This window comes from Embleya sp. NPDC050493, from assembly GCF_044458105.1.
GTDB lineage: Bacteria > Actinomycetota > Actinomycetes > Streptomycetales > Streptomycetaceae > Embleya.
This window is the reverse complement of record NZ_JBITHP010000039.1, coordinates 17,764-31,713: the sequence shown is the minus strand read 5'-3', so window position 1 is coordinate 31,713 and position 13,950 is coordinate 17,764. Positions and strand designations below refer to the sequence as shown.

9 protein-coding genes are annotated in these 13,950 nt (G+C 70.2%); 8 read left to right on the top strand and 1 reads right to left on the bottom strand.

Annotation, left to right across the window (positions count from 1 at the left end; all coding sequences use genetic code 11):
* The first annotated feature begins 95 nt into the window (after window positions 1-95).
* A complete protein-coding gene (locus tag ACIBM5_RS42470; RefSeq protein WP_396012083.1) occupies window positions 96-1,673 on the top strand; it encodes an MFS transporter in 1,578 nt (525 codons plus the stop codon).
* A gap of 249 nt (window positions 1,674-1,922) precedes the next feature.
* On the top strand, window positions 1,923-2,429 hold the full coding sequence (locus ACIBM5_RS42465; protein WP_396012031.1) for a hypothetical protein: 507 nt from the start codon (window positions 1,923-1,925) through the stop codon (window positions 2,427-2,429).
* A 476-nt stretch (window positions 2,430-2,905) separates the two neighbouring features.
* On the opposite strand, the gene ACIBM5_RS42460 is transcribed toward ACIBM5_RS42465, so the two are convergent.
* Window positions 2,906-4,444, bottom strand: coding sequence for a hypothetical protein (locus ACIBM5_RS42460; RefSeq protein ID WP_396012030.1), 1,539 nt, complete (start codon window positions 4,442-4,444; stop codon window positions 2,906-2,908).
* Window positions 4,445-5,421: 977 nt separating this feature from the next.
* Between ACIBM5_RS42460 and ACIBM5_RS42455 the strand changes: the two genes are divergently transcribed.
* From ACIBM5_RS42455 to ACIBM5_RS42430, 6 genes are all read left to right on the top strand, one after another.
* Window positions 5,422-5,895, top strand: coding sequence for a hypothetical protein (locus tag ACIBM5_RS42455; protein ID WP_396012029.1), 474 nt, complete (start codon window positions 5,422-5,424; stop codon window positions 5,893-5,895).
* 751 nt (window positions 5,896-6,646) lie between these two features.
* On the top strand, window positions 6,647-8,017 hold the full coding sequence (locus tag ACIBM5_RS42450; protein WP_396012028.1) for a choice-of-anchor A family protein: 1,371 nt from the start codon (window positions 6,647-6,649) through the stop codon (window positions 8,015-8,017).
* A 142-nt stretch (window positions 8,018-8,159) separates the two neighbouring features.
* Complete coding sequence (locus ACIBM5_RS42445) at window positions 8,160-9,587, top strand: PAS domain-containing protein (RefSeq protein ID WP_396012027.1); 1,428 nt, start codon at window positions 8,160-8,162, stop codon at window positions 9,585-9,587.
* 156 nt (window positions 9,588-9,743) lie between these two features.
* Window positions 9,744-10,466: a CAP domain-containing protein gene (locus ACIBM5_RS42440; RefSeq protein WP_396012026.1), complete on the top strand. Its 723-nt coding sequence runs from the start codon at window positions 9,744-9,746 to the stop codon at window positions 10,464-10,466.
* Window positions 10,467-11,289: 823 nt separating this feature from the next.
* The gene (locus ACIBM5_RS42435; RefSeq protein WP_396012025.1) at window positions 11,290-12,651 is read left to right on the top strand and encodes a ferric reductase-like transmembrane domain-containing protein; all 1,362 of its coding nucleotides are present in this window, start codon (window positions 11,290-11,292) and stop codon (window positions 12,649-12,651) included.
* A gap of 388 nt (window positions 12,652-13,039) precedes the next feature.
* On the top strand, window positions 13,040-13,720 hold the full coding sequence (locus tag ACIBM5_RS42430; protein WP_396012024.1) for a response regulator transcription factor: 681 nt from the start codon (window positions 13,040-13,042) through the stop codon (window positions 13,718-13,720).
* Window positions 13,721-13,950: the final 230 nt, after the last annotated feature.

The window sequence follows — 13,950 nt, the reverse complement described above, 5'->3', positions numbered from 1 at the left end:
ACTTGGCGAGCCGTTGTGCCGTGCGTATCTTGTACGCGGTCGACACGTACGCGGTACGCATCGACGTGCAGATACCAGTGCACACACCTCAGGGAATGGTGGAGATGACGGAAACCCGGAACAAAGCCGGAACGAAGGAGTGGATCGGGCTCGCGGTCCTGGTGCTCTCCTGCGTACTGGTCTCGATGGACATGTCCGTGCTCTTCGTTGCGCTCCCGTTCCTGACGACCGACCTCGAACCGAGCAGTTCCGAACTGCTCTGGATCACCGACGCCTACGGCTTCCTGCTGGCCGGAATGCTCATCACCATGGGTACGCTGGGTGACCGGATCGGCCGCCGGCGGTTGCTGCTCGCGGGCGCCCTCGGCTTCGGCGTTGCCTCGGTCCTGGCGGCCCTGTCGACCGGTCCGGGCACCCTGATCGCGGCCCGCGCGCTGCTGGGCGTCGCCGGAGCGACACTCGCGCCGTCCACGCTCTCGCTGATCCGGAACATGTTCCACGACGACCGGGAGCGGGCCACGGCCGTCGGCGTGTGGACCGCCGGTTTCGCGGGTGGTGCCGCGCTCGGCCCGGTCATCGGCGGCGCGCTGCTCGAGCACTTCTGGTGGGGCTCGGTCTTCCTCGTCAACGTGCCGGTGATGCTGCTCCTGCTCGTCCTCGGCCCATTGTTGCTGCCGGAGTATCGCGACCCCGAGCCGGGCCGGTTCGACGTCCTCGGCGCCGTCCTGTCACTCGTCGCCGTCCTCGGCATCGTGTACGGCATCAAGCAGGCCGCGGAACACGGTCTCGGCTGGGCCCCCGCGGCCTACGTCGCCGCCGGGGCCCTGGTCGGCGGCGGATTCCTGTACCGGCAACGGGTGATCGACAACCCGATGATCGACCTGGCGCTGTTCCGCTCCCGCAGGTTCAGCGTGTCGTTGGCCACCGAAACCCTGGCGATTTTCGCCCTCGTCGGCTACAGCCTGTTCACCTCGCAATACATGCAACTCGTGCTGGGCATGGGGCCGTTGGAAGCGGCGCTGTGGTCGCTGCCGACCTTCCTGGTGATGCCCGCGGGCATCGCGGCGGCCACCGTGCTCGCGCCGCGGATCGGCAACGCGAACGTGATGGTCGTGGGGTTGCTGGTGTCCGTCGCCGGCTACGTCGCGCTGGCGCTGATCCGTACCGACTCCGGGAGCGGTCATCTGATCGGCGCGTTGACCGTCGTGGCACTCGGCATCGGCGGGGTCGTCGCGGTGGTCACCGACATGATCCTGTCCTCCGCGCCACCCGAGCGGGCCGGATCCGCGTCGGCGCTCTCCGAGACCGCCGCCGAATTCGGCGGCGCCCTCGGCATCGCGGTACTGGGCAGCATCGGCACCGCGATCTACCGAACGACGGTGACCGACAACGCCCCTGACGGTCTGTCGTCCCAGGAGCTCGACGCGGCCCGGGACACACTCGGCGCCGCCGTCGACACCGCCGCGACCCTGCCCGGGAGCAGCGGCGAGGCGTTGCGACAGGTGGCGTTCGACGCCTTCACCCGGGAGATGCGGATCACTGCCGTGGTCGGCGCGATCCTGCTGACCGGCGCGGCGCTCGCGATCGGAATGCTGCTGCGGGGCACAACCCCCGAAGCCGCCACGCAAGACGAGACGGCGGCAACCGAGGCGACGAGCAATCCGGTGGGATGACGTCCTTCAGGACCCGGCGCGGCCGACAGGTTCGAGGGGTTTGACGGATTCCAGGGGTTCAAGGGGTTCAAGGGGTTCAAGGGGTTTGACGGGTTCGAGGGGTACGAGGGGTTCGCGTCGAGGGCACACGCCACGGAGGGCCGGAGGGGAATCGACGGTCCCTGTCCGCCTCTTGCCTTCGTCCGCAACCGGCGGGAGGATCCGGCGTCCACATCACGTGGGCCGGATCCACAAAGGGGCGGACAATCCATGGCAACCGAAGCACAACACCCTCACGTCGAGACCACGGGAGATCCGGAAGGCATCCTCACACCGGTCCTCATGGCGGACGCGTGCACGACAGCGGCAGTGCTTGCGCAAGGCGGCCGCCTGTGGATGTTCGCCGACCGACTCGTCTACGTCGACGTCCCCTTCACCTCCAAACGCGGCTTCAGGACCGTCCTCGCCAGCCGCAACCACCCGCTGTTCTACTCGGCGAACAAACGCCAGGCTCGCGACGGGGACAACTACCGGGTCGGCCGCGCCTACCGTTTCACTCCCGACGAATGGGCCCGATACCTGGCCGGACAGAGCGCCACCCGGATCCACGAAATTCCCTGGGAATCCATTCAGCGCTCCCGACTGAAGGTTCACTGGTCCGGCGAAACCAAACTGCGCCTCGAACTCCGAAACGGCAGCACACTCCTCATCAAGTGGCGCACCGGCTGCGGAGCCGACACCAGGCTCAGCGAGATACTCCCCTTCCAGAACGGCTGATGACCCGATGGCGACCCGGACTTCCTCGGATCGAACACTCCCGCGCCCGGACGGTCGCGTCCGACGGTCGCCGGGGGTTGTCGAGGCCGAGGACTGGGACACCGCCTGATCAGGCACGCGCCGCGACGGTCTTGCGACGTGCCTCGCTCGAACTCACCCGTCGTTGCGTCGGATCGCCGCCACACCGCAGGGACATACGTTTTCGGCGGGACCGAACCCGAACTCCGCTGCTTCAGGGGCAGTTGCCCGGCAACTGCGGCCGCACGCGAACCACCACTTCGACTGCTGCCCGCACTCACGGATTCCGAGCATTCGCCTACGGCCGGTCGATAACGGGGATCCGAGCAGGAGGTTGCCCACTCCGGGCTGTCCAGTCGCCAGACGTGCGTACCAGCCGTCGCGACCGCCCCTCGGCGTGTCCGCAGGGGAGATCATGCCGGGTACGAGCACAGCTGACAGGGAATCCGCCCCTCTGTTCAGCCGACGTCGTGAGGTTCCTCCCCGCCGTCGCCATCGGTGTCGACGCCCTTGTTCGGGACGCCCGCCAGGCCGTGTACCGCAGCGGGCTCGGCAGCCGCAGGGCGGTCCGAGGATCCTGCGACGAGAACGAACCGAACCCCGTCCATCGAGGTGACAGCGCCGGCGGGACGGGGACGGGGGCCGGAAGCCGGGATCAGCGGCGCGAGGCCCTTGCCGAGCGGCCGCCCTGCGCTGGGGACCGCGGCGGCAGGTGTGGTCGGTGGGCGGTGTCCGGGCGGGGCGGCCGGGGCCTTCGGGTCGGGCGCCGAAGCGGTGGGTCGCGCTTGGGTGGCCGGAGTCCGCCGGCCCGAGACGGTGTCGCCGGATGCGTCTGCGGAGGGCGGGCGGAACGGGAAGGGCGGCGGGGGCGACTCCGGTGGTGCGGGTGGTACGACGCCGAGTCCGGGCCAGGTGTCGCGGACCTCGTCCAGGAAGGCGCGGTGGCCGGTGCCGTGGGACACCGTGGCGGCGTACAGGGCGTCGAGGACGGCCCGCAGGGAGTCCGGCTCGGCGGCGCCGAACAGCGCCGGCAGTGCGAAAGCCTGTCGGAGCGCGTTGTGGGTGGTGTCGTCCGGAAGGGTGATCGTGGTGCGTGGAACATTCGGGTCCTCGACCAGGCGCCGCCACGCTTCGCCCGGGTCGTCGAACGGCGGGGGCAGCGGCGCGCCCGCGTCGAGCGCGGCCAACGCGGGGGCGATCCAGTCGACCTCGGCCAGTCCCGCCGCAGCATAGGCGCGGTGCGCGGCCCAGCGGGCGATCTCGCGTTGCGCCGCGTCGTCCACGCGCGCAATCGCGTGGACCAGGTGCACGTCCAGCATCCGCATCCCGTGCACGTTCCCGCCCACCCGCCGCAGCCGCTCGGTCGGCAATCGGCCCGCCCACGCGCGCAGTTCGTGCTGCCGGACACGCTCGGCGCGTGCGCGGACCCGCGCCTCGCGGGCGGTGCGTTCGGCCGCGGCCCGCTCCCGGGACGTCGGCGGCGGCTGTTCCCGGGCGAACCTGTGCCAGTACGCCGCCTTGTCGCTCCTCTGCCGCACCACGCGGTCGGGTTCCACGGGCGCGGGCCAGAACTGCAGCAGGTAGCGGTCCACCGGCTGCTCGCCGGCGGACACCACACCGTGGGCGCCCGCCTCGTCCATCCCCACCGCGCAGTACCGCACCCGATGGTCGACCGTGTCGAGTTCGAACCCGCACGCGTCCGCATCCGCCCACTGCGCGAGCCGCACGGCGCGGGTCAGCGGGGTGAACGGGGCCTCGACCACGTCCTCCCACCGCCCGTCCACCGCGGGCGGGCTGTCGTGGACCTCGATGGTCAGCCCCACACGGCCGGTGTGCATACCGGTGACCAGGAACAGGAACCCCTCCACCGCGGCGCCGCACAAGCCGTTCGCCTGACCCGCCCAGTGCTCCCCCTCGATCACCGCCCCGTCGACGCGGCTGTCGACGTACATCTGCGAGTACGCCACCCGCACCGACCCCTCGAACACCGTCCGCATCAACACTCCCCCGAACGTCACCGACCCCGCGTCCTCGACCCAGGCAACCAGGCGTCATGCTGCCGCACGGCACGGACACCACGAGCACGAACGAACCGGCGGCGCACCGGCCCCCGGTCTCTGCCCTCGGACGCGAAACCTCGCACGGCGGACGGTGCCTGCGTGGCCGGCTGCGAGCGACTCGGACACGGCCTGGCCGCAAACTCGGTGAACAGACTCCTGAACTCTTCCATGTCGGTCATATCCGGTCGCAAGCCTCCGGTCGTGGTGATGTTCCCGCGCGGACGACGGGCGGGCCGACCGGGTCGACCCAAACCCGGAGTCCGTGTCCGAGAGCCGAGGAACACGCTCCCGCGTCGGCGCGTATCGATGCCCCCGGTCATGATCGTCCACATGACCGACACCCCGGCGCCGGCCGCCGCTTCGGGGTGCGGCGGGCCGCCAGGTTCACCCACGCCTCCCGCCCGATCCCGGCGAACAGCGCCCCGCGCGCGGACGCACACGCGGAAAGATCGTGATCCGCATCTGAAGCGGGGGATGCGCCGGTCCGCCAGGCGAGACCGAGGCGCGGGTGTCTTCCTCGGGCCGCCCTCACGCGCTCGACACCCAACAGCACACCCACCCGAACCGCCGCGTCGTTGGCGCTCCTCGGGTGGCCGCCGTGATCTTTGAGCGGACGTTAAGGGGCGGCTCAATACGTCTTAAGGACGTACCTTCGGGCCGGCCGCTACCGTGGCGGGCCGACGCAGGTTCCCCATGCCGGGAAACACCGTGCCGCCCACTCGGCCGGGCGAAAGTGCGAGGTCCACCAAATCGCCGTCAACATCCGATCCGCGCCCCCGGCCCCGCAGCGCCGATCCCACGCCCGGCCCCGAAGCGCCGTCGCTCCCCCGCGACCGCGCACCCCGACGTCCGGAGCCAACCGCGAAGCGACGGTGCGGCGCGCCCGTCGAGCAGCCGCCTCCCTCGTGCTCTGGGTGACGACGACCGCGATCGTGACCGCGATCGCCTGGTGGGGGGTGCGCACGGTGCTGCGCGATACCGTCTTCGAACAGCCGCCGTTCCCGGCCGCGCCGCAACACAGCCCGTCCGCACAGGTCCGGCCCCAGTCATCGGAGTCCGCAGCGCCGACCCCCACCGGCAAGAAGGTGGTGGCGGCCCCACCACCCGCGTCCACCCGTCCGCCGTCGAAGTCCCCGACACCGACGAAGAGCCCCGCCGGCGCGAACACGACGGCTCGGACCTACCAAGTCCTCGGCGGGCGGGCGTCCTTCGAAATCGGCGCCACGTCGGCGACGCTGATCTCCGCGACCCCTGCCCCGAACTGGGCCGCGAAGGTGTGGAACAGCGCCGAGTGGATCCGGGTGGACTTCACCCAGGACGGACACACATCCTCGATCTTCGTCACCTGGAACGACCACCCGCCCGAGATCTCCACCCACGAGGAATAGGAATAGGTGGGTGGTACGGCTCCGCGCCGAGTGTGCCACGCGGTGAGGGTGCCCCTCGCTGAGTGTGACCGGTGAGTGTGACTCTCAGTCCGGGGTTCGTTGCGCCGGAAGTGCTTTCGGGCCGAGGCACGGGATGTGCGCAGAGGCAAGTCTCGGCCGTGGGTGTCTTCGAGCGGATCGCCGCGCTCCCCGACAGGGCCGGTGCCGTCCGCACCGCCTACCCGAAGTCGGTGCGGGCTCGGCCTGGTTCGGAATCGACAGGCGTTGTGCCGCGTGCCGCGTAGCGCGTCCTCTTCTTCCCGCCGCCTGGTCGACCCGGCCTCGCGCCGCCCCTCGCTCCTCCACGGCGGCGACCGCGACGCCCGTCCCCGGCGTGTGCCGCACCTGGCCGGCCGACCACTTCGCGTACGACGTGCGCGCTCAGTACGTACGCCGTGCCCGCCCGGTGCGTACGGCATGCGTTCCCAGTGCGTACGACGCACGTGCCCGGTGCGTACGCCATGCGCACCCAGTACGTACGGTATGCGCGCCACAATGCGCCCCCAGCGAAATCCATCTACCCCGGGACGTGTCGGTGCTCGTCGCCGGGGGCATCTCCGACGCACGTATCGACGCCGCGCACTGCGGGAAGATTCCCGCACTCGCCCGCGATGTCCTTGAGATTCTTTTAAGCCGACACTAGGCCAATATTAATCATGAACCATCGTGCGGGCGAGTCTATTTGTGGCACGGGCTGCTAATCTTTCGCGTCGTGAGAATCAATGGAAAGAACATGGCCGGCATCACCGCAGCCATCGCCGCAGCGGCCGCTCTCGGTCTGATCGGCGCGGGACCCGGTTACGCGGAAAAGGCGGGCGGCCGATCGGCGTCCTGTCCCACCTCCGGAGAAATGCCGGCCATCGGGAATTCGCCGCGCTTCACGGACAACAATGTGGCGCTTTTCGCGGGCGGCGACTACACGGCCGACGGTGCGGCCGCGGAGGCCGAGGGCCTGTTGGTGGTCAAGGGTCGGGCCACGTTCGCGAAGAGTTCCGGCGGTGTCTTCAACGTGGGCCGCGTGGGCGCCGGTTCGGGCATCCTGCCGTCCTCCGGCAACGTCATGCTGGCCGTCGGCGGTGACCTCTCGATCGCCAAGGGTACGACGGTCGACGTCGGCTCCGGGCTCATCGCAGGCCCCAAATACGGTGGTTCGGTGCAGATCGGCGGCTCGTTGAACGCGGTCGGCACGTTGCAGACCAACGGCGGGGCAAGCTCGTCGCGGATGGGGTCCGCCCGGGCGATCGAGCCGTACGGCGGCTTCGACCGGACCCTGCGGGACGAGTCCGCGTCGCTCGGCGCCCTGAAGCAGACCGGCACGGCTACCCGTTCGGGCGCGACGGTGACGTTCAAGAGCACTGCGGCGAGCATCGGCAACATCCAGGTGTTCGAAATATCGGCGGCGGATATGAACGGCGCTTCGACGTTCGTATTCGAGGCGATCCCGGACAACTCTTCGGTCCTGGTGAACACGACCGGCACACAGGGCGTATCCATTTCGCCGATGTCCGTCGGATTCAACGGAGAACGCGTCGATATCTATTCGTCACCCACATACGGCTCGGCCGCTTCACGCATTCTGTACAACTTCCGCGAAGCCGAATCCCTGACCCTGGGCGGCGGCGGAAACTTCATCGGGTCGATCCTCGCCCCCAGGGCATCGGCGGATCTGACGGCGAGTACCAACGGCCGCCTGTACGTCGGTGGGAACGTAAGAATGCACGGGACCGGCAACGAAAGCCACAATTATCCGTGGAGCGGCGCGCCGACCTTCGCCTGCAAGCCCGAAGTCCCCCCGTCTCCCACGTCTCCCGCGCCTCTCCCGCCGTCCGCGTCCGTCCCGCAGCCTTCCCGACCAAGTACGCCCGAGCAACCCGGCCTGCCCGGCCGGCCGACCCCGTCCACGGAGGCCCCGGGCGCCACGCCGTCGGAGTCGGCCGGCCCGAACACGCCCGGCCACGGCAAGTCGCTGGCCGAGACCGGCGGTTCACACACAACCATCCTCGCCGTGTCCGCGACGGCCGCAGTCGCGCTCGTGGGCGGCGCGGGCGTCTTCGCAGCGGCCCGGCGCCGCCGCCGGACGTGACGGCACGGCGACGCTGACGGGCACCGGGGCGGGGCGGTCTCGGCCGCTCCGCCCCGGTCCGCTCGCAAGCCCACGTCGCGGCACCGACCTCGCCTCCGACTCCGAGATTGGCGACACAGTGAACTACGCAGACCTTGCACCCGTGGAGCCGCACACCCCCGCCCGGACACCGCCGGCCACGACCCACCCCGTCCCGCCCGGCGCCTGCGGCGCACCCGCCCGGCGCACCGCACGCTTGCCGCGCATCACCGACGCCTTCCCCCAACCGGTCCTGCTCGTGGACTGCAACGGAACCGTCGTCGGCGCCAACGCGGCCGCCGTCGACGGTCTGCAGGCACCGACGACCCACCTGCTCGGCCGCGGGATCCTGGACATACTTCCGCAGTTCGACCTCGGCCGTACTCCGGGCGGCGTCGCCTGCGGCGACGACCGGGACGACGAGCCGACGCGGATGACCGTACGGTGCACCGACGGCTTCGAGTTCACCGCCGAAGTCGCGATCCGCATCGTGCGCCGAGCCGACCTCGACGACGAACCGGCGTCGCCGATGTCCCCGCCGGCCGGGCCCGCCGCGCACGGTCTCGACCACGAGGACCGCGGCTTCCTGATGGTCACCGTCACCGACCTGACGTCGCGGCTCTCCGCGGAGCGCGCCTGCCGGCGCCTGAACCGGCAGACCGAGCTGATCCTGCGGGCCACCGCCGAAGGCATCGTCGGAGTGGACACCCGCGGCCGGATCGTGCTCGCCAACCCGGCTGCCACACGCCTGCTGGGACGCCCCGCAAGCGAACTCCGCGGCCGCGAACTCCTGGCCCTGGCACTGCACTCCACCGCGGACGGCAGCCCCCTCCCCCCGGAGGAGTCGCCGCTGACCGACACCCTGCGGTCGGGACGCAGCCACCGCGACATGGGCGCCGTGCTGTGGGGCCGAGACGACACGTGGTACCCGGTCCGACTCAACACCGTCCCGATGACCGACGAGGGCCACATCGTCGGCGCGGTCGTGGCCTTCACCGACCGGTCCGCCGTGCATGCGGCCGCTGTCCTCGACCATGAACTGCGCGCCTCACTCGACCGGATGGCGCAGATCCTGACCCATATCGTCGAGGACCCGGCGGGCGTGCTGTGGCCCGAGGCCAATCACGTCCTGCGGCAACTCGCCGAAGACTGCGGCCGGGCCGCACACCTGGCCGACCGGCTGCTGCAACCGGCCGACGGCTCACCACAACCGACGACCGAACTCGCGCGCCGGCAGCCGCCCGCGGCACACGCCGCGACAACCGCGGCCACCCGTGCCCGGCCCGCCGCACAGCCCTCCCGCCGGGGCCGGCACGCCGACAACCGCGACGACGACCTCTTCGACGCCCACGCCACCGCGCACCGAAGCCACTCCTTCGGCCCGCCCCCGATCACCGTGCCGGGCACCGTCGTCGATTCCGAGCCACCACGCCGCCGGCAACGACAACTCCCTGCGGCGCCGCACATCCTCGTCCGCGCCCTGGAAGTCGCTACGGCCACGGCCACCGCGCCCGCAGACGGCCGAGGACCCGTCGGCGCCAACCGGACGTGAGCCGGGTGCGCATCGACAACGCCGGTATCCGCCTGGCACCCGAACCTTCAGGAAGGACCGAACGTGGGACAGCATCGCCGTCGCGGCAGAACCGGGAGCCACCGGCGCCCGACGTGGCCACAGGCCGGGGCCGCACCGCTGGGCGCGCAGCGGGGCATGGCCTACGTCGTGGGCGCGAGCGTGTTGGCCCTGGGTGTCAGTGTCACCGTCGTCGACCAGGCGACCGCCCCGCGCCACGACGTCGTCGAAGCGGCACCGCCCGGGGACGAATCCCCGGCCGCCTCGGTATCGGTCATCCCGCCCGGGCCACCCGCTTCGTCGGCGACCTCCGACGTGTCTGCGGCCCCTCGGCCGACTCCGCCTGCCACCCGGCCGATCGCCCGTTCCGAGCCGATCAAGGCCGCCACGCAACCCACCGCGGCCCCGCCCCCGGACAAAGCGCCGGCCGAACCACCGGCCAAGGCAGCCCCGGCACCACCACCCGTCGGGTCGTCCTTCGCGAGCACCGTCCTGCGCATGGTCAACGGGCAACGTGTGGCCGCCGGGCTCCGCCCGCTCGCGACGGACGCCGAACTGGTGCGCGTCGCCGGCGCGATGAGCCGGGACGCGGCCACGCCGAGGCACGCGGACGACACTCGCACCGGTCCATGGGGCCGATGGAATCCCGGACTGTGGGCTCACGGCGGCCGTTCGCGGACAGCCGGGATCGGCGGCGCGAACCTCGCCTTCGGCCAGACCTCCCCCGAGGCCGTCGTCGGACTGTGGATGGGCAGCCCACAACACCGGGCGAACATCTTGGACCCGCGCTGGACGCGCACCGGGGCGGGGGTCCACGTCGACGACATGGGTGTCCCTCACTGGACGCTGCTCCTCGGGTAGCGGTCCATCGACCGTGATTCGTCCGGTCGCCGACGATTCCGGCGGCCCGTCGAATCCGCTTCCGGGGAATTCATTTCGGTGCGATGCGGTGCACCTCCCCTGCATTTTGCCTCGCTCCCGGCGGTCCGATCACGGGAGGAAACACACGCGGCCGAGTGTTCGGTCGAACCGAGGGCGAGAACATGGATCGAGCAATTCCGAGAATATTCAACTGCCCTGCCCTGATGAGGGCATCGTGCATTCTTCCCGAAGTATGCGAACGAACCTGGGCCGCTTCCCGACGGCCGTCGACGCGAGCGCGGGAACGGGCGCGAACGCATGGCGAACGGGTGGCGAACGTCCCTGACCGGGATCCGTCCGACGCGGTCGTACAGATCCGCGCACCGGCGGCCAAGGAGGCTGAATACCCTTTCCCCGTTGCGTGTTCGGAGCGTCGAGGCAACCTGCGGAGCCCCGGTTCGAAGGCAGGCCCGCGATGGATCCGCCTCTCGACGGACACCGTCCGCACGACCCCCGACTCGCCCGTACGTCGACGACGAAACGGCCGGACGTTCGCGCGGGGCAAGTGCTCCCTCACCGACCCGGACATTGTCTTCGGCAGCACACCGGAACGGGTCTCTCAAACCGACGTCAAGGAAATCATAAGTTGACCTTAATTGCCGTCACGGTCGGGCTTTTCGTCCTGACAAGCCTTCGGTTCGCAGCTAATTTCCCGCCTATGCCGCACACCACCGCACGGTACCCCCGTCCCTCCGCCTGGTCCCCGAAGTCGGCGACGTCTCCGGCACATCCACGAACGCCGGTCCGCGCCGAAGACCACCCCATGCCCGTGGGCGAGGGGCACCGGACGGGAGTGGGAGCGCACCGCACCGTGGCCCCACCGCGAATATCCCCCCACGTCCTGCTGTTCGCCCTGTTGTTCGTCGGTGGGACGACCTTCGGCGTTTGGACCTCACAGATCCGACCCAGCACGCGCCTCGCCGCCCTCCTGGCGACGGCGGCGCACCTGACCGGGCTGCTCGCGGGTCTGGGCATGTTGGCGATGCTGCTCTTGATGACGCGCGTACCGGCGGTCGAACACGGCATCGGCGCGGACACACTGGCGCGTTGGCACGCGCGCGGCGGGCGCACGGTCATCCTGTTGACGCTCGCCCACGCCGGACTCGCCTGGTGGGCGCACAGCGCGTACAACCACATGGGGCCCGTCGACGGGCTGCTCGACGTCCTCGGCTACCCCGCGCTGGCCGCCGCCACGTTCGGCTGCGCGCTCCTGGTCGCGGTCGCGGTGTTCTCCGCACGCGCGGTGCGCACTCGCGTGAGCCACGAGACCTGGCTTCGGGTCCATCTGCTCACCTACGTCGGGACGGCGATCGCCTTCTTCCATCAGCCCGCGGGCCCCGACCTGGCCGGAGCCCCGGTCCTCGCGTGGTTGTGGACCTTCCTCCATGTCCAGGTCGCGGTACTGCTGCTGTGGTACCGGGTCGTCGTCCCGCTTTGTGCGCTGCGCCGACACGACATTCGCGTCGTGCGGGTCTACGACGAGACCCCCGACGTCGTTTCGGTGCTCATGACCGGTCGCGGGCTCGCGTCCCTGGACGCGGCCTCGGGTCAGTTCTTTCGTTGGCGATTCCTGACCCGTCGACTGTGGTGGACGTCGCTGCCCTTCTCGGTCTCGGCGCCCGTGCGCGACGACACCCTGCGCATCACGGTCAAGGTCGTCGGGGCTCACACCCGACGCGTCAAACGCCTGCGTCCGGGCACGCGGGTGCTCGCCACGGGACCCTTCGGTGCGATGACCGCCCGACGCCGCACCCGGCGCAAAGTGCTGCTGATCGCGGGAGGCATCGGAATCACCCCGATGCGCGCCCTGTTCGAAACGCTGCCCGGCGAACCGGGCGACATCACCTTGCTCTACCGAGCGAGCGACTCGGCGCAACTCGCGCTCCGGGAGGAGCTGGAAGAGATCGCGTGGCGCCGCTCGTGCCGGGTCCACTATCTGCTGGGCTCCTCACGCGGGCCCGACAACCCCTTCACGTCCGCGGGACTGCGTCGACTCGTACCCGACATCGGCGAGCACGACGTGTACCTGTGCGGCTCGCCGGACATGGCGCGTGCGACCCTGCGAATCCTGCGCCGCGCCGGTGTGCCACGCGGGCAGGTTCACGCCGAAGTCTTCGACGCGTAGCGATCACGGCACCGCGTACCACCATGCGGCCGAGCAACTCCCGCGCGGCCGGGTACTCCCCCGCCACGTGGCCGAGGCCGGCACGCGCCGACACATCCCCTTCGCTCCTTCGTTCGAGGAACCGCCATGACCCTTCGTCGCACGGCCACCGGCCTCTCGTTGACGACCACGAGCGTGTTGATCGTCGCCCTCACGGGCGTTCCCGCACCGAGCGCGCCGGCTGCCCCGGACCGCCCGAGCTCGCAGGTCGCTCCGGCGACCACTCCGGGCCCGCGGCAGCAGCCGGCCGCGTATTTCGATTTCATTCCTCCGCCTTTCCGACCTTGATTTCCCCAAGGTTTCTATTCCCGATCTCCACCGGGACGCCGAGGCACTATGGTCTCGTCTCATGGCTCAGGTGCTCTTGGTCGAAGACGATCATTTTGTACGTTCCGCTCTGATTCGATTCATCACGCAGGAAGCTCACGGAGTTCGCAGCGTGGGAACCGCCCTGGATGCCCTGCGTGAAATCGCCCGGAAACCCTTCGACGTGGTGATTCTCGACCTGGGATTGCCGGATCTCGACGGTGGTGAGGCACTCAAGATGTTGCGCGGCATATCCGACGTCCCTGTCATCGTCGCGACCGGTCGTGACGACGAGGCGGAAATCATCCGATTGCTCGACGCCGGCGCCGACGACTATGTGACGAAACCGTTCTCGGGAGAACACCTCCGGGCCCGGATGTCGGCGGTGATGAGACGCTACGACAAACACCGCGACACCGGCGGCGTATTCGTCTGCGGTGCGTTGCGCGTCGATGTCCTGCGCCGTGACGTGGAGTTCGACGGCAGGACGGTGGACCTGACCCGGCGCGAATTCGACCTGTTGGCGTGCCTCGCGTCCCAGGCCGGGACGGTGGTGACCCGCCGTGACATCCTCGCGCAGGTATGGGGTCACGCCCAGGGCGACGACCAGACCATCGACGTGCATCTTTCCTGGCTGCGGCGCAAGCTCGGCGAAACGGCCCGGCAACCACGCTACGTGCACACGGTGCGCGGTGTGGGGGTGAAGCTCCAGGCACCGACCTGACCCGGCCGAGCCGCCGCCCGGCCCCGGGCACGCCCACCGCACTCTCGTGGCGCGTCGCAGGACTCACGACGCACGCGGGAATTCCGCTACCCGGGACGCCGGTACGGCGAGCCGCCGGCACCCCCGCCACGGAAGCCGAAAAGAAAAACATCGCCGTCCGTGAAATCCCGACGCATCCGTCGACAATGTCCGTGATCGGGCGGATCGGGCGTGCCTCGCGAACGGCCGCG

What these genes read in the sequence shown, in the direction of transcription:
- ACIBM5_RS42470 (WP_396012083.1), top strand. Translation starts at nt 96, where the DNA reads ATGGTGGAGATGACGGAAACCCGGAACAAAGCCGGAACGAAGGAGTGG.
- ACIBM5_RS42465 (WP_396012031.1), top strand. Translation starts at nt 1,923, where the DNA reads ATGGCAACCGAAGCACAACACCCTCACGTCGAGACCACGGGAGATCCG.
- ACIBM5_RS42460 (WP_396012030.1), bottom strand. Translation starts at nt 4,444, where the DNA reads ATGCGGACGGTGTTCGAGGGGTCGGTGCGGGTGGCGTACTCGCAGATG.
- ACIBM5_RS42440 (WP_396012026.1), top strand. Translation starts at nt 9,744, where the DNA reads ATGGCCTACGTCGTGGGCGCGAGCGTGTTGGCCCTGGGTGTCAGTGTC.
- ACIBM5_RS42435 (WP_396012025.1), top strand. Translation starts at nt 11,290, where the DNA reads ATGCCCGTGGGCGAGGGGCACCGGACGGGAGTGGGAGCGCACCGCACC.
- ACIBM5_RS42430 (WP_396012024.1), top strand. Translation starts at nt 13,040, where the DNA reads ATGGCTCAGGTGCTCTTGGTCGAAGACGATCATTTTGTACGTTCCGCT.